This is a genomic window from Jannaschia pagri, from assembly GCF_019655435.1.
Classification (GTDB): domain Bacteria; phylum Pseudomonadota; class Alphaproteobacteria; order Rhodobacterales; family Rhodobacteraceae; genus Jannaschia; species Jannaschia pagri.
Window position 1 is genome coordinate 315918 of record NZ_BPFH01000005.1, and the last position, 15603, is coordinate 331520.

Here is a 15603-nt window from a genome sequence, read left to right on the forward strand (position 1 = left end):
ATAAGCCGATTGCGGCAAAGCCGCAAGCAAAGCGACTTGCAGGGTGGTGGAGAGGGACGCATATCTTTTGGTGTCTGTTCCAAACCGGCCGGAGACCGCCATGTCAAACAGCTTTGATGATCGCAAAAAGAGCTTTGAGAATAAGTTCGCCCACGATGCGGAACTGCAATTCAAGGTTGAAGCGCGCCGCAACCGCCTGCTCGGCGAATGGGCGGGTGATCTGTTGGGCAAGTCGGGCGACGACCTCAGGGCCTATGCGACGGAGGTCGTCAAATCCGATTTCGAAGAAGCGGGCGACGAAGATGTGTTCCGCAAAGTTTCCGGCGATCTGGGCTCCCACGCGACGGAGGCGGACATCCGCGCCAAGATGGCTGCGCTGAAAGATGTGGCAAAACAGCAGGTCATGACCGAGACCGAGTGACCCGACGCATCAGCCGACCGGCATCAAACCCGGTCGGCAGACCAAGGCGCGATACCAATCCGAAAGGTTTGCTCTCCGCGTCACGCTCCGATGCGGGAACCCTGCCCAGCGCTTTGACGGCATTGAACGGGCTGTCTGGGTGAAGCAACGTCCAGCGCGTCTCCGCGTTTCCCAAACGGCCTCGCGGAACCAAACGGACGCGGTGGCGCTCCGATCCCGATGGCACGCCGTCCAGGACATCACCGTCAGAGAACAGCTCCTCGCCACGGAGCGCCGCGTCAGCCGTATGCATCAGGAGGGCCATCGCCTCGGCCGCGCGCAAGGGCGTTTGGCGCGTCTCAATTTCGAAACCGGTGAACGCCGACAGCCCCACCGTCACCGCCGTTGTGTAATCCGCCGCGTCTGCATCGCGGTAGGCCGCTGGACGTACCCAATCGAGCACCGGGATCTGCTGGGCCTGGACCGCCGCTACCGGGCGGCGAAAGGCCTCGGGCGTGAACATGCGGTCACACCACGTTAAAGAAATGCCGGTGGTTATCGGAAGATCGGCGAACACGGACGCGATGGCCGTCACCACGTCGGCGGCACGCAGACGCTTCGTCAGAGCCGCATCCAAGGTGCCAACCGTTATTTCTAGGTGCGCCGTGCTGGTGGCCATGCGCTCTGCCGCATCGTCCGTCGCCGCCAGGCCCGCCCGACGGAACAGGCGCGACCACTCCAGGGACGGCGGCCCGCCGCCCAGGATGACCCCCGGCCCGATCCCTTTGCCGCACGCAATTGGGACGGCAGCCACGCCTCCCGTATCAAACGGCAGGTCTGGGATGACATCTGCGCCGGACCAATCGGCAAGGGGAAAATCCTCGGCCAAGGCCGTCTGGATGTCGTGAACACGGAAATGGAGGCGATCCTCTAGCAGGACGATGGCTTTCAGGGGCTGGCGAGCCGCACTGGGGGCATCGGGGCGTCGGGACTGAGTCAATGGAGCGTCTCCTTCCGCTGAAGGCGTTGGGCCGCCATTAATCGGATGGCGTGCAATCGGCGGCCATCAATGCCCAACCGACGGGTCAGAGGGTCGAGAACGCGGTCCGTTTCCTCCTGCGGCGTGCCCCGGGCCAAGGCCACCTCGGTGGCGAGCAAAACGGCCGACACGCCAGCATGCCCCGTCAGGCGCGCCTCTGCCATTTCCAACAGGGTGTCGCCGCCGTCGGCGTCCAACTCCTCCGTCAGGGCCCCCACCGCGCCGCGCAACGTTGCGAAATCGAAGCCGGTCAAACCCGGAATGTCGGACGCCGCGCGAGCCACCGTTTCCACCGCGTCGAGGTCGGTCCGGCCATGAACGGCAGATGCGATGACGGCAGGAATTAAAATCGCCTTCGCACGTCTGTAGCGGTCGCCATGGCGCGCCGTTGCGCGAAGATCTGCAAAATAGGGCATGATAGGTCTCGGATCATGGGTCCTGCTGGACCTAACCGGCGCCCGGGGCCGCATTCGGGCCAGCCATGGGCCATTTGTTGACAGAGTAAATGGCGGACTAACCACGGGCGCGGTGGGCGGCGAGTTGCCCTCCGCCTCACGTCCCACTTGAGCAGAATGAATTTGCGTCCAAGCCGCGCAAGCGCCAAACGGCCCGGACAACGACGCCGGAGTCCCAAATGCCAGACGCCTTGACCTCACTCCTCCGCGACCGCGATTGGCTGCTGGCCGATGGTGCGACGGGCACGATCTTGTTCAACATGGGGTTGATGTCCGGCGACGCGCCCGAACTTTGGAACGAGAGTGAACCAGATAAGGTCCGCGCGCTCTACCAGGGGTCGGTGGATGCGGGATCCGACCTGTTCTTGACCAATACGTTCGGGGGCAACGCCGCGCGACTAAAGCTGCATGACGCGGGCCACCGTGCCGGAGAGCTGTCGCGCATGGGCGCTGAGATTGGGCGCGAGATCGCAGACGCCTCGGGTCGGAAGATCGTGGTGGCCGGGTCCATGGGACCCACCGGTGAGATCATGGCGCCCATGGGGCCGTTGACCCACGAAGGCGCGGTCGAGATTTTCCATCAACAAGCCGAAGGCCTAAAGGCCGGTGGCGCGGATGTCCTCTGGGTTGAGACGATCTCCGCACCCGAAGAACTCAAGGCCGCCGCCGAAGCCGCCGCCTTGGCCCGCATGCCATGGTGCGTGACCATGAGCTTTGACACCGCCGGGCGCACCATGATGGGCACCACCTCCGAGGCGATGTCTCGCCTGGTGGCCAAGTTGCCGACCCCGCCGCTCGCCTATGGCGCCAACTGTGGCGTCGGCTCGTCGGACCTTGTGCGCACCGTCATGGGATTTTCGGGCGACACACCCGTGATTGCCAAGGGCAACGCGGGCATTCCAAAGTATCACGATGGCCATATCCATTACGATGGGACACCCGATTTGATGGCGGACTATGCCGTCTTGGCACGGGATGCGGGCGCCACGATCATCGGCGGATGCTGTGGCACCACGCCAGAGCACCTTGCCAAGATGCGCGAAGCGCTTGAGACGACGCCAAGGGGCCCCAAACCGGACCTTGCCCTGGTTGCAGAGAAACTCGGCGGCTTTTCCTCCGAAAGCGACGGCACCGACGGACGGGGGCCAAGCCGCGACCGACCCCGCAGCCGGCGCCGCGCCCGCGCCTGATGCTGCCGCTGCCCCGCTTGGGGGTGCTTTGTGGCATCGCGGTCGTGCTCTGCCCCTTTGCGGGCCGCTGGATCCCGGCCTTCGACAGCCTGGGCATTCTCTGGCCCTACAGCGCCCTGGCTCTGGCCGCGACGGCACTCATGTACCGCAGCCTCGGTCCTGTCCTGCGTGGCGCTGCTGCTGTCAGCGCGACCCTTGCCCTTGCACGCGTTCTGGTCTTCGCCCTGCCCGGCGTGTCCCCGCAGACTGCGGAACTGCGCTTGCTGCAGCACAATCTACTCTACAGCAACGATGGCCGACTGCTGGCACAGGTCCTGGACGGGCACGACATCGCGACCTTGCAAGAGATCCAGTCAATTTGGACCCCACTGCGCAAACTGCCCGCGCCATGGGTCGGCCACGATTGCCCCGATGCGCCGGGCATTGGGACGGCGGTTGCGACCCGCCTGCCCGTGGTGGCGCGCGGATGTTTTCAGACCGGCCAAGCCTGGATCCGCGTCCAGAGCCCGTTGGGAGAGGTCACTGTCCTGTCATTGCATCTGCCTTGGCCCTGGCCGGTGCGCGATGACCTTCAGCACCGGCAGGCCGCCGAATTGGCACAGGCAATCGAATCCCTACCAAAGCCCGTCGTGATCGGCGGCGATTTCAACCAAATGCCCTGGTCCGCATCGGTGCAGACCTTGGCCCGGGCCGCAGGGGGACAGGTGACCGGCGGTTTGCGCGCCAGCTATGTCACGGGCGCAGGCCTGATCCGCTTGCCCATCGACCACGTGATCGCCCCGTCAGACTGGCGCGCGGAGACCCGCAAGGGACCAAAGCACCTGTCCGACCACAACACGATCACCGCACGGTTTGGGCCAAAGTCATGATCAGGCTCAGCATTGCAGGCCAAGGGACCCCCGCGCCACACCGTCACCGCAACGGCCTAGAACAGCGTCAGTTGATCGCCCGCCCTGGGCGGCACACGGAACAGATCGGTGCGCAGGGGCGGCAATTTCCAAGCCAACCCAAGGTCGTCGACAGCCCGACGGAACCTACGCTGCAACAGATCCGCATGGACGCCCCTGCCCCGCATCCGATGGCCGAAGCCCGCATCATAAAGCTTGCCTCCGTGGAACTCCCGCACCCGGTTCAACACCTTACGGGCGCGGTCCGGCACATGGGCGCGCAACCACTCCTCGAACAGCGGTGCGACCTCCAGCGGCAAGCGCAGCGGGATCATGCTGGCTGCCTGCGCACCTGCATCCCGCGCCGCCGCCAAGATCCGCTCGACCTCATGGTCCGTCAGACCGGGGATGGTGGGCGAAACCATGACACGCACGACGATCCCCGCCCGGGCCAAACGCTCGATCGCGGCCAGGCGGCGCGAGGGCACGGGCACCCGTGGCTCCAACTTGCGGGCCAACCCATCGTCCAGCGTCGTGACCGACAAGCCAACCCGGCACAGATCGGGCCCCATGTCGGACAGGATATCAATGTCCCGTTCCACCAACGTCCCCTTGGTCGTGATCGCAACGGGATGGCGGTGATCGCGCAGCACATCCAACAGCTGCCGCATGATGCGACGGTCCCGTTCCACCGGTTGGTAGGGATCGGTGTTTGTCCCAATGGCCAGCGTCCCAGGCCGATAGGACGGCGCCCGCAATTCCGCCGCCAGCGCCTGGGGTGCCGAGGGCCGGGCGATCAGCTTGGTTTCGAAATCCAGCCCCGGCGACATCCCAAGGTAGGCATGGCTGGGCCGAGCGTAGCAGTAAATGCAGCCATGTTCGCACCCACGATAGGGGTTCACCGACCGATCGAACCCCAGGTCAGGCGAGGCATTGCGGCTAATGATACGCTCCACGCCTTCGTCGCGCACCTCGGTCCGCGGACGCTCCGCAAGCGCCACCTCCCGCACATAGGGATCAAAGCGGCTGGCCCGATTGGACAGGGCCCCGCGGGTCGCAACAGGGGTCGGAGATACGGCCTCAAACATGAGAACATAGATAGAACATTCGGGCAATTGTCGCAAGATGGTCGCCCCGCGCCGACCCGATGTCGCTTTCCGCGCTGCCGGATTGCCGCACCGGTCCCACACTTTTCGAAAGAACACAGGTGAGTGCCATGTCCGACGACGCCGAAGACGACATCATCCTCTCGGAACTGCCCGATGACGAACTCGTCCAACAGATGTTCGACGACCTCTACGACGGTCTCAAGGAAGAGATCGAAGAGGGCGTCAACATCCTGCTGGAGCGGGGATGGGAGCCCTACCGCATCCTGACCGAGGCCCTTGTGGGTGGCATGACCATCGTTGGAAACGACTTCCGCGACGGCATTTTGTTCGTGCCCGAGGTTTTGCTGGCCGCGAATGCGATGAAGGGCGGTATGGCGATCCTGAAACCCCTTCTGGCCGAGACGGGCGCCCCGCGCGTGGGCAAGATGGTCATCGGCACGGTCAAGGGCGACATCCATGACATCGGGAAGAACCTCGTCTCCATGATGATGGAGGGGGCAGGCTTTGAGGTCGTGGACCTGGGCATCAACAACGCCGCAGACAGCTACTTGGACGCGCTGGCCGCCGAGGACGCGGATATCCTGGGCATGTCCGCGCTGCTCACGACAACGATGCCCTACATGAAGGTGGTAATTGACGCCTTGGTCGAGAAAGGCATCCGCGACGACTATACCGTCCTAGTCGGAGGTGCGCCTTTGAACGAGGAGTTTGGCAAAGCAATCGGGGCAGACGCCTATTGCCGTGATGCCGCCGTTGCAGTGGAGACCGCCAAGGCTTTCATGGCCCGCAAGCACAACCAAATGGCCGCTGGTTGAGGGCCTTCGGGCATCCCTGGGTATCGCCGTTTGGTTTGACGTAGTCTGGCTGCTTCGCGGGCAATTCCTCTGGTCTGCCGGACGGTCAGCGGCGCGCGACGTTCGGCAAGAGTACCGAACGCACTCTTGTTGCGGCCTACCGTCAGAGCGGGGCTCGTACCGTCACGCGTAACTGATTAGGCCCGCGCCGCGTTCGATACGGGATCACGCGCCGGGCGACTGGCTGTCGGGTCGCCGAAGACCAATGTCGTTTACGGACTGCCCACGTGCCCTTCTACTGCTTAACGTGTGCGCAGACGGCTCCACATGCGCAGTACAAAGGACAAACCTACCATGCTGACGCTCCATCTCGCCCCTGGGACCATTGCACTGGCCAGCCATGCGGCGCTTGAAGAGGCGGGTGCGGACTATGCGCTCCACTGGATCGACTTCGCGACGGGCGAGCAAACGTCGCAGAGCTATCTGGCCATCAATCCAAAGGGTCGAGTACCCGCCTTGGTGACGGACCATGGCACGCTGACCGAAACCATCGCAATCCTGGAATGGATCGCGGCGGGCCATCCCCAGGCGGCCCTGATGCCGGATGATCCCTGGCGCGCCGCGCGGGCGCGGGAAGTGATGACCTTTCTCGCCTCAACGATGCACGTGGCCCATGCCCATAAGCTGCGCGGTCATCGGTGGTCAGACGACCCGGCTGCCCACGAGAGCATGCGCGCGAAGGTCGCCGAGAACATGGCCACCTGCGCAGGTCTGCTCGAAAGTAATCTGGAGGGCGATTGGATTCTTGGGGACCGGTTTTCCGTGGCGGATTTGTATGTCTGGACCGTTGTGCGATGGCTCGACGGGGATGGTGTGCCGCTGGCAGGTTATCCACGGTTGAGCGCCCATTCGGCGCGCGTTGCTGCCCGACCAGCGGTTGCCCGGGTTCTGCCCCACCATATGTGACGGCGACCGGCGCTTCGGAATCACGGGGACGGAACAAAACGACCAGCCCGCGCGATGGTCTGTGACACCCGTTTTCCAGTGGAGATCACAATGCGCCGTTTCGCCCTCGCCCTCGCCCTCGCAATGACTGCCCCCTCCGCCCTGCTGGCCCAAGAAACGGGCACGACACCCAGTCCGACGAGCCTCGCCGGGGACATCGTCGCCGCGACCGGCGACCAACTGGGTTCCGTCTCGGTAACGGAACTGGCCAACGGGGTCGTCCACCTGATCATCCAAGCGACCGACATCCCGCCCGGCCCCCATGGGATGCGGCTCCATGAGGTCGGGACCTGTGAAGGCGATTTCTCCTCAGCGGAGGGCCCCATCACAGGCAGCGGCGCCGACGACCTGGGCGCAGAAAATCTACACGCTGGTGATTTGCCGAACGCCTATGTGGAAGACGACGGCGTCCTGTCCATGGAGGCCTTTGCCCTGCCCGACCTGACCATGGCGATGTTGACCGACGATGACGGCGCGGCGCTAATCATCCATGCGGACCGACGTGACTTCGGATTAACGTCCCCAGATGACGCGGGTGCGCGCCTGGCCTGCGCGGTGTTGGATGCGATCCCAGCCGCCGAAGAAAACTAATCACCCGCGGCGGGAACGATTGGCACGGGGGCCTTCGCTGCCCATATAATGAAGGAGCAAACCGGAGCCCGACCATGCCCTTAGATCGTTTTGTCCTGATTATCGTTGCCGTGATAGCGGCGGCTGGGGCCACGATTTGGTTGGCCGCTTTGGTGTCGGCCAGTTTCGCCGTGCCCTTTGCCTGGATCGCACTGGCGCCCGCCGCCCTGGCGGCGTGGATCGGTTGGCGCGTGATTGCGGATCGTGTCCGCAGCCAAGAAGACGACCACTACGACCGGATGGAGTGACCCGTGGCGGACATGCTCATAACCACCACCGAGACCGTGCCCGGTCGACACATCACTCAGACGCTGGGCCTGGTCAAAGGATCAACGGTGCGGTCGAAGCACATCGGCTCAGACATCGTTGCGGGCCTGCGCAATATCGTGGGCGGCGAAGTGAAGGAATACGCCTCCCTCCTGACCGGCGCGCGGGAGCAGGCAATCGACCGGATGGTGGCAGAGGCTCACCTGTTGGGCGCCAACGCCATTGTCGCCATGCGGCTAGAGACTTCGACAATCACACAAGCCGCCTCTGAGGTGGTGGCCTATGGCACGGCCGTGCGTCTGGAATGAGGCGCGGTCGCAGGCCCTCGCTGACACCGCAAACCTTTGATGATCACCTGACGGTCGAGGGGATGGCGCCCCGCGGTCGCGGGCGTGTGCTGGTCCTGGCGTGCGGCGCCCTCGCGCGGGAAATCATGGCTATCCAAGCCTTGAACGGCCTAGACCACATTGACTTGCACTGCCTGCCCGCGATTCTGCACAACCACCCCGACCGCATCGTGCCAGCCTTGCAGGCTGCCGTCGCGGACAGGGCCAGTGGCTATGACCGTCTCTTTGTGGCCTACGCCGATTGCGGCAGCGGCGGTGCCATCGCAGACTTTTGCGCCACCCACGGGGCGGAGATGATCGCGGGCGCCCATTGCTATGCGTTCTTTGACGGGCTGGAACGCTTTGCGGCCCGGGACGAGATAGACGCCTTCTACTTGACAGATTTTCTCGCCAGACAGTTCGATGCCTTCGTAACCCGTCCGCTGGGTTTGGACCGATACCCAGAGTTGCGAGACACATATTTCGGGAACTACCGTCGGCTCGTCTATCTGGCGCAAACCGACGATAGTGCTTTGACATCAAAGGCAGAACAGGCCGCCCAAGCCCTGGGGCTGACCTTTGAACGACGGTTTACGGGCTACGGCGACCTGACGCCAAGTCTGATGAAAGCGTAACGAAGCCATGCACCAACCTGTCAAGTTGATTTGACATTTCGGGCGACTTCGCCATCCTTCTTGCAAGCTGGAGGCGTGTTATGCGGATCGGAATTGGCATCGTTGCCGTTATGATCGCCCTCGCCCATGTGCCGACGGCGCAGGCCCTGGATGGCGCGGCCCCCCTCACTTTGGCGGACGCACCGGACGCGGTCGGAGACATGGTCCTCACTGCGGACGCCGTGAAACTGGGCCAGCTTGTCGGCATCCGGGAACAGGCCGATGGGTCTTTCCTCTGCATCGTTCAATTGGACCGCGACCTGCGCGTTGCGACCTCTGCCCTGCTGGTGGCGGGGCTGCTCCGGGCGTCGGATGGCTCACTTCGGGTGCCCGAAGATGCGGCCAGCCTGGCGTCGACCATGAAGTTGCCCTTTGCCGAACCGTAGGCGGCGCTAGACCCCCGGCAGGACCTGACTTAAGAGAGGCCCGGAAACCGACGTCCGAGGCCCCATATGTCCGACCCCGCCATCACCCCTGACCTGATCGCGGCCCATGGCCTGTCCGAGGATGAATACGCCCGCATCTTGGAGATCATGGGGCGGGAGCCGAGCTTTACCGAACTCGGCATCTTTTCGGCCATGTGGAACGAGCATTGCTCCTACAAGTCGTCCAAGAAGTGGCTGCGCGGTTTGCCAACCGAAGGGCCCCAGGTGATCTGTGGACCAGGTGAAAACGCGGGCGTCGTGGACATCGGCGATGGCCTCGCCTGCGTTTTCAAGATGGAGAGCCACAACCACCCCAGCTACATTGAGCCCTACCAAGGCGCGGCGACCGGCGTGGGCGGCATCCTGCGGGACGTGTTCACCATGGGTGCCCGGCCCGTAGCCGCGATGAACGCCCTGTCCTTCGGCGAGCCGGAGCATCCCAAAACCAAGCAATTGGTCCATGGCGTGGTCGAGGGTGTTGGCGGCTATGGCAATTGCTTTGGCGTGCCGACGGTCGGGGGCGAGGTCCGGTTCGACCGCAGCTATAACGGCAACTGCCTGGTGAATGCCTTCGCCGCCGGGATCGCGGACGCGGACAAGATCTTCTACTCAGCCGCCTCGGGCGTCGGCCGTCCTGTCGTGTACTTGGGTGCCAAGACCGGGCGCGACGGTGTGGGCGGCGCGACAATGGCCTCGGCTGAGTTCGACGACACCATCGAAGAAAAACGCCCCACGGTCCAAGTGGGCGACCCGTTCACCGAAAAGCGCCTGATGGAAGCCACGCTCGAACTGATGGAGACCGGCGCCGTTGTCTCCATCCAAGACATGGGCGCGGCGGGCCTGACCTGTTCGGCGGTGGAAATGGGCGACAAGGGCGGCCTGGGCATTCGCCTGGACCTGGACCGCGTGCCCGTGCGCGAAACGGCCATGACCGCCTATGAGATGATGCTGTCGGAGAGTCAGGAGCGCATGCTCATGGTTCTCGACCCCGCCAAGGAAGACGCCGCCCGGGCGGTGTTCGAGAAGTGGGATCTGGATTTCGCCGTGGTGGGCGAGACCATCGCTGAGGACCGGTTTTTGATCGTGCATGGCGGCGAGGTGAAAGCCGACCTGCCCCTGTCGACCCTTGCGTCCTCCGCCCCGGAATACGACCGACCCTGGGTCCCCACGCCCGCTGCCACGCCGCTGGAAGACGTGCCCGAGGTCGACGCCATCGAAGGGTTGCGCGCCCTGCTGGGCAGCGTGAACTACTGCGCCCGCGACTGGGTCATCGAGCAATACGACACGCAGGTCATGGGCGACACCGTCGTGTTGCCCGGCCTCGACGCTGGGTTGATCCGGGTCCACGGCACCGACAAGGCGCTGGCCTTCACCTCGGACGTGACGCCCCGCTATGTGGCCGCAAACCCCGTCGAAGGTGGCAAGCAAGCCGTCGCCGAGGCCTTTCGCAACCTAATCGCCAAGGGCGCCAAACCCCTGGCCACGACCGACAACCTGAACTTTGGAAACCCCGAAAAGCCAGAGATCATGGGCCAGTTCGTTCAAGCCCTGGACGGGATCGGCCAGGCCTGCCTGGCGCTGGATATGCCAATCGTGTCCGGCAACGTCTCGCTCTACAACGAGACAGACGGCGCTGGCATCCTGCCCACCCCCACGATTGGCGCCATCGGGTTAATCGACCAACTGGACGACCGCATCTGCGGCGTCATCCAGCCAGGCATGATCGCGTTGGAGCTGGGCGGCGTCGGCAGCCACCTTGGTCAATCGGCCCTGTTGGCCGAACACCTGGGACGCGCCGAAGGGGATGCCCCGCCTGTGGATCTGGACGCCGAGCGGGCGAACGGGGATTTCATCCTAGCCAACGCAGGCTGGATCACGGCCTGTTCTGACATCTCGGACGGTGGCTTGGCCCTGACCGCGTTCACCCTGGGTGAGGCCCACGGCCTGGGCGTGACCCTTGATGTGGACGGGACGGAGGCGCTGTTTGGGGAAGACCAGGGGCGCTATGTCTTGGCCTGTACCTTCGACGCCGCAGAGGCGCTCATGGTGGCCGCGGGCCAGGCTGGCATCTCGCTGACGATGGTCGGGCAGTTCGGCGGTGACACGGTACGGTTGGGCGCGGCGTCAACCTCCCTCGCGGATCTGTCGGAGGTCTATCGCGGCACGTTCCAAGATGTCTTTGCCTAAGGCCAGTCCTGCGGCCTGACCGACCGGTCATCGACCGAGGAACCGCGCCCGTCCGGCGTCAAACACCGGCGGTGCGGCCCAAGCACGCCTTGCCCTCGGAGAAGGCACTGCCTAGCTTACCCCGCAAGGACGACAGGAGACAGCGAATGGCAATGCAGGCGCAGGAGATCGAAGATCTGATCCGGGCAACCTTTCCCCAGGCCAAGATCACGATCACAGATCTCGCAGGCGACGGAAACCACTATGCCGCCGAAGTCGAAGACGAGAGCTTTCGCGGCAAATCCCGCGTCGCACAGCAGCGGGCCGTCTATGCCGCGCTCAAGGGCAAGATGGATGGCAGCCATGGGGAACTTCACGCCCTGGCCCTCACGACACGTGCGCCGGCATGACCAGCCTCGCCGCCGTCTGTGCAGGTCTGATCCTGGCAATTCTTGTGGCCCGCGCCGTTTGGATCCTGCGCCAAGAGGCGGCCCAAGACGATGGCGGGCGCCCCCGTGGCATTGACCCGGGCACCGGCTACACCGAAGTGACATCTGACTATTCATCGGGTGTGGGCGGCGGCAATCAATTGACCAGCCGCATCCCTCGCGATCCCCAGGAATACGCCCGCAGCTTTGTGCCGCGGCGCGACCGCAACTAAGAACCCCCAGGAGGCGATCCCATGACGGACGCAACGACCGACGCCCAGGCGCAAATTGACGAGATGGTGAAAGGCACCGATGTGGTGCTGTTCATGAAGGGCACCAAATCCATGCCCCAATGCGGCTTTTCCAGCCGCGTCGCCGGTGTCCTGAATTACATGGCCATCGACTATTCGGACGTGAACGTGCTGGCCGATGAGGCGATCCGCCAGGGTATCAAAGACTACAGCGATTGGCCGACGATCCCCCAGCTTTACGTCAAGGGCGAGTTTGTCGGCGGGTGCGATATCATCACCGAAATGACGCTGTCGGGTGAGTTGGACACCATGCTGGAGGCCAATGGGATCGGTTTCGACAAGGAAGCCGCCGACAAGATCCGGGAAGCCAACGGCTAACCGGCGTCGCGCCACCTATCAAAAAAGCAAGGCCGGTCCAGTGGGGCCGGCCTTTGTGTTTCAGATCAGGCTGAGCATCGGGTCAGGTCGTCAGCACGCTTGCCATCGCGACACAGATCCCGAGCACGGCGACAATTACAACGACCCAATCGAGATCCCCCCGCCGCGGCTGGGGGGTGCGGTCTGTATCTTGGTCGGTCGGTGTACTTGGCATGTCAACGGCTCCATCGGGGATGCCAAGACTATGTCAGAACACCCGCCGTTCCGTGAGCCCTACCTACCTAAAACTCAAGTAAAACGAGAGAGATAGCGCACTAGTCCTTGCGGCGCCCTTCGACGTGCTTGCGCAACCGTGACGCTTGGACCCGCTTGCGTCCCTTGTAGGGGTTTGCATCCCCCTGCCCGCGCATGTGCAAGCGGATCGGGGTTCCCGGCATGTCAAAGTCTTCGCGCAACCCATTGATCAGATAGCGATTGTACGCATCCGGAACCAAATCGGGGTGCGAGCACATCACCACAAATCCCGGGGGACGCGTTTTGACCTGGGTCATGTAACGCAGCTTGATCCGGCGACCCTGGGGCGCGGGCGGTGGATGCTGTTCCAGCATCCCCGTCAGCCAGCGGTTGAGGGACGCCGTTGGAACCCGGCGGTTCCAGACCTCGTGGGCTTTCAAGATCGCCCCATGCAACCGGTCCATACCCCTGCCCGTCTTGGCAGAGACCGTCACCAGGGGCGCGCCTCGCAGCTGGGGCAACAACCGCTCAAACGCCTCTTTCAACTGCGCGAGCTTCTCCTGGCGGTTCTCTTCCAAGTCCCACTTGTTGACGCCAACAACGACGGCCCGCCCCTCGCGGGCGGCCAGATCCGCGATGCGCAGGTCTTGTTGCTCAAACGGAATGTCAGCATCCAGCAGGACCACCACGACCTCGGCGAACTTCACCGCGCGCAGACCATCGCTGACCGACAGTTTTTCCAGCTTTTCGGTGACCTTCGCCCGTTTGCGCATGCCCGCGGTGTCGAACAATCGCGTCGGCACCCCATCCCAGTCGAAACTGAGGGCAATGGAATCACGCGTGATCCCCGCCTCCGGTCCGGTCAAAAGACGATCTTCCCCGATGATGCGGTTGATCAGCGTCGACTTCCCTGCGTTTGGGCGCCCTACGACGGCGATCTTGAGCGGACGCTTGGCTGTCGGCGCCCAATCGGCCTCCTCGCCCAGATCGTCCTCATCAATCCCAACATCGGCTTCGGCCTCATCGTCCGGCGCCACATGGGCGTCGATCAAGGGACGCAGGGCGGCGGCCAGGTCGGCCATCCCTTCGCCGTGCTCCGCACTCAGCCCGATCACGTCGCCCAAGCCAAGGCTAAACGCCTCGAACATACCGGCCTCGCCCAAACGCCCCTCAGCCTTATTGGCGGCCAGCAGGACCTGCCCACCGCGCCGCCGGAGGATGTCGGCAAAGACCTGGTCCGTCGGCGTCACACCATCGCGCGCGTCAATCACGAAGAGGGCCGCATCGGCCATGTCCACCGCCCGTTCGGTCAAACGGCGCATGCGTCCCTGAAGGCTGTCGTCGGTGGCCTCTTCTAAGCCAGCGGTATCCACGACCGTGAACTTCAGATCGCCCAGCCGCGCGGCCCCTTCGCGCAAATCGCGGGTCACGCCGGGTTGGTCGTCAACCAGCGCGAGGCGCTTGCCAACCAAGCGATTGAACAGGGTGGATTTGCCGACGTTGGGGCGTCCGACGATGGCGAGGGTGAACATGGCAGGGTGTCCCGAAGATCAAGCGCGGCGTTTAGCTGACCCAATCCGAAAGGGAAAGGCCACAGCTTAGCGGTACGCGTGCAAAACGCCCTCACGGCTGACCAAATAGAGGGCATCGCCGAACGCGATGGGCCTGGACGCCGCCCCACCGGGGATCTCAGCCTGCGCCGTCAACCGCCCATCGGTCGGGTCAAAGCCCCTCAGCAAACCGTCAGAGGACGCGACCCAAAGGCGTCCACCCGCAAGGACTGGGCCAAAATGGACATAGATTCCCTGACGCCGAACCAGGCGGCGGTTCACATAATAGGGCAAGTCTGCGCGCCAAATGGGCGCGCCGCTCTCGGCGTCCAGGCGGACCAACTGGGCACGGTCTGTCACCGCGAACACCGACCCACCGGCGAGCGTCATGGGGCTGACCGCCCCATCATCCGCCGTCCAAACCCGGTTGCCCGAGGATTGCTCCAACGCGACGATGCGGCCTGCCGAGGTCCCGGCATAGACCAAGTCACCGTCCACGACGGGATCCCCGGTGATGTCGCCTACGAAACTGGCTGCGAAGCCGCGCCGCTGGCCCGAGACGGAGCTTCCCCAAACGCGGATGCCAGACCGTTGGAGGGTGGCAACAAGTTCGCCGTTGGCGAAGGGGAAAATTGCCAACCGTCCAGCCACGGCGGGCGCGGGCGCAGTAGCCGTCGCGGCATTGGCCGCCCCAGCCTGGATGTCCCATTGGATCCGGCCCGTTTCCACGTCCAAAGCCCAGGCCCGATTGTCGCGGCTGACCACATAGACCAGGCCGTTGGCGACTTTTGGCGAGGTGATTGGCGCATCCAGGCGCTGCACCCAGCGTTCATTCCCAGAGGCCGCATCAATCGCGTGCAGCTCTCCGAACCCCGTCGTGGCGAAGAGAGTCCCGCCCACGACCGCCAGCCCGCCACCAGAGGCTTCGGCCTCGTCCTCCGACGGGGGCACCAGGCTGCGGGACCAAACGGTTGCCCCGCTCAGGGCCGTTGCCGTCACGCGCGATGCGCTGTCGAGGGTATAGAGTTGCGTCCCGTCCGAAACTGGATCTGCGCTCAAACGCTGTCGGCGGCTGTCTCCCGCGCCGATGTCGCTGGACCAGATGCGCTGCGGGCTTGCTGACAAACTCGCATGGGCCGGGTTGTTCTCGGCGTTGCCGACCCGCATGGGCCAGGCCGACAGACGTTGGGGCGCAGCAAGGCTGAGCGGGACGGCTTCTCCGGAAACGTCCGTCGCGGCTTCGGCGATGACGCTGCCAATGTCGCCGCTGCGCACTGGAAGCCGTTCGCCTGGCAGTATTTCTTCACGCTCGGCGCAGGCCGCCAGAGCCAACAGAGAGCCGCCAAGGACCAATCGTACCAAAACCGTCATTTAGGCGAGCCCCCTCATCCTGCC

At 64.1% G+C, this 15603-nt stretch carries 19 protein-coding genes; 14 read left to right on the plus strand and 5 right to left on the minus strand.

The annotated features are described in order from the left end of the window. Positions 1-100 precede the first annotated feature (100 nt). Positions 101-421 (plus strand): DUF1476 domain-containing protein, encoded by a 321-nt coding sequence (locus K5R33_RS14595; protein ID WP_220749793.1) that lies wholly within the window; start codon positions 101-103, stop codon positions 419-421. On the opposite strand, the gene K5R33_RS14600 is transcribed toward K5R33_RS14595, so the two are convergent. Further along, the gene (locus K5R33_RS14600) at positions 402-1400 is read right to left on the minus strand and encodes a DUF4261 domain-containing protein (protein WP_220749794.1); all 999 of its coding nucleotides are present in this window, start codon (positions 1398-1400) and stop codon (positions 402-404) included. The two genes, K5R33_RS14595 and K5R33_RS14600, sit on opposite strands and share 20 nt — an antisense overlap. Next, positions 1397-1855 (minus strand): tellurite resistance TerB family protein, encoded by a 459-nt coding sequence (locus tag K5R33_RS14605; protein ID WP_220749795.1) that lies wholly within the window; start codon positions 1853-1855, stop codon positions 1397-1399. Before K5R33_RS14605 ends, K5R33_RS14600 begins: the two co-directional genes overlap by 4 nt. 218 nt (positions 1856-2073) lie before the next feature. On the opposite strand from K5R33_RS14605, the gene bmt reads away from it, so the two are divergent. Beyond that, the gene (gene bmt, locus K5R33_RS14610) at positions 2074-3084 is read left to right on the plus strand and encodes a betaine--homocysteine S-methyltransferase (protein WP_220749796.1); all 1011 of its coding nucleotides are present in this window, start codon (positions 2074-2076) and stop codon (positions 3082-3084) included. Further along, positions 3084-3953, plus strand: coding sequence for an endonuclease/exonuclease/phosphatase family protein (locus K5R33_RS14615; protein WP_220749797.1), 870 nt, complete (start codon positions 3084-3086; stop codon positions 3951-3953). The genes bmt and K5R33_RS14615 overlap by 1 nt, the downstream gene beginning before the upstream one ends. A gap of 56 nt (positions 3954-4009) precedes the next feature. On the opposite strand, the gene K5R33_RS14620 is transcribed toward K5R33_RS14615, so the two are convergent. Beyond that, the gene (locus K5R33_RS14620; RefSeq protein ID WP_220749873.1) at positions 4010-5059 is read right to left on the minus strand and encodes a PA0069 family radical SAM protein; all 1050 of its coding nucleotides are present in this window, start codon (positions 5057-5059) and stop codon (positions 4010-4012) included. A gap of 128 nt (positions 5060-5187) precedes the next feature. On the opposite strand from K5R33_RS14620, the gene K5R33_RS14625 reads away from it, so the two are divergent. The 11 genes from K5R33_RS14625 to grxD all read left to right on the plus strand — a co-directional run bounded on the left by K5R33_RS14625 (position 5188) and on the right by grxD (position 12424). Beyond that, entirely contained in the window at positions 5188-5895 is a 708-nt protein-coding gene (locus K5R33_RS14625) for a cobalamin B12-binding domain-containing protein (RefSeq protein WP_220749798.1), read from the plus strand. Between the two features lie 333 nt (positions 5896-6228). Next, positions 6229-6840 carry a glutathione S-transferase family protein gene (locus K5R33_RS14630; protein WP_220749799.1) on the plus strand — a complete coding sequence of 204 codons (612 nt, stop codon included), beginning with the start codon at positions 6229-6231 and terminating at the stop codon, positions 6838-6840. Between the two features lie 90 nt (positions 6841-6930). Continuing rightward, entirely contained in the window at positions 6931-7470 is a 540-nt protein-coding gene (locus tag K5R33_RS14635) for a superoxide dismutase family protein (RefSeq protein WP_220749800.1), read from the plus strand. Positions 7471-7544: 74 nt separating this feature from the next. Next, positions 7545-7757: a hypothetical protein gene (locus K5R33_RS14640; protein ID WP_220749801.1), complete on the plus strand. Its 213-nt coding sequence runs from the start codon at positions 7545-7547 to the stop codon at positions 7755-7757. Between the two features lie 12 nt (positions 7758-7769). Continuing rightward, on the plus strand, positions 7770-8084 hold the full coding sequence (locus K5R33_RS14645) for a YbjQ family protein (RefSeq protein ID WP_220749802.1): 315 nt from the start codon (positions 7770-7772) through the stop codon (positions 8082-8084). After that, on the plus strand, positions 8081-8737 hold the full coding sequence (locus tag K5R33_RS14650) for a DUF1638 domain-containing protein (protein ID WP_220749803.1): 657 nt from the start codon (positions 8081-8083) through the stop codon (positions 8735-8737). Before K5R33_RS14645 ends, K5R33_RS14650 begins: the two co-directional genes overlap by 4 nt. 80 nt (positions 8738-8817) lie before the next feature. Continuing rightward, complete coding sequence (locus K5R33_RS14655) at positions 8818-9162, plus strand: hypothetical protein (RefSeq protein WP_220749804.1); 345 nt, start codon at positions 8818-8820, stop codon at positions 9160-9162. A 66-nt stretch (positions 9163-9228) separates the two neighbouring features. Next, entirely contained in the window at positions 9229-11388 is a 2160-nt protein-coding gene (gene purL, locus K5R33_RS14660; RefSeq protein WP_220749805.1) for a phosphoribosylformylglycinamidine synthase subunit PurL, read from the plus strand. Positions 11389-11534: 146 nt separating this feature from the next. After that, positions 11535-11777 (plus strand): BolA/IbaG family iron-sulfur metabolism protein, encoded by a 243-nt coding sequence (locus K5R33_RS14665; RefSeq protein ID WP_220749806.1) that lies wholly within the window; start codon positions 11535-11537, stop codon positions 11775-11777. Further along, positions 11774-12028, plus strand: a complete 255-nt coding sequence (locus tag K5R33_RS14670; protein WP_220749807.1) for a hypothetical protein — start codon at positions 11774-11776, stop codon at positions 12026-12028. Before K5R33_RS14665 ends, K5R33_RS14670 begins: the two co-directional genes overlap by 4 nt. 21 nt (positions 12029-12049) lie before the next feature. Then, positions 12050-12424 (plus strand): Grx4 family monothiol glutaredoxin, encoded by a 375-nt coding sequence (gene grxD / locus K5R33_RS14675; protein ID WP_220749808.1) that lies wholly within the window; start codon positions 12050-12052, stop codon positions 12422-12424. A gap of 314 nt (positions 12425-12738) precedes the next feature. Here the strand turns inward: grxD and der are convergent, their stop codons facing one another. Next, positions 12739-14190: a ribosome biogenesis GTPase Der gene (der, locus tag K5R33_RS14680; protein ID WP_220749809.1), complete on the minus strand. Its 1452-nt coding sequence runs from the start codon at positions 14188-14190 to the stop codon at positions 12739-12741. A 66-nt stretch (positions 14191-14256) separates the two neighbouring features. Further along, entirely contained in the window at positions 14257-15579 is a 1323-nt protein-coding gene (locus K5R33_RS14685; protein ID WP_220749810.1) for an outer membrane protein assembly factor BamB family protein, read from the minus strand. Between the last annotated feature and the right edge of the window lie 24 nt (positions 15580-15603).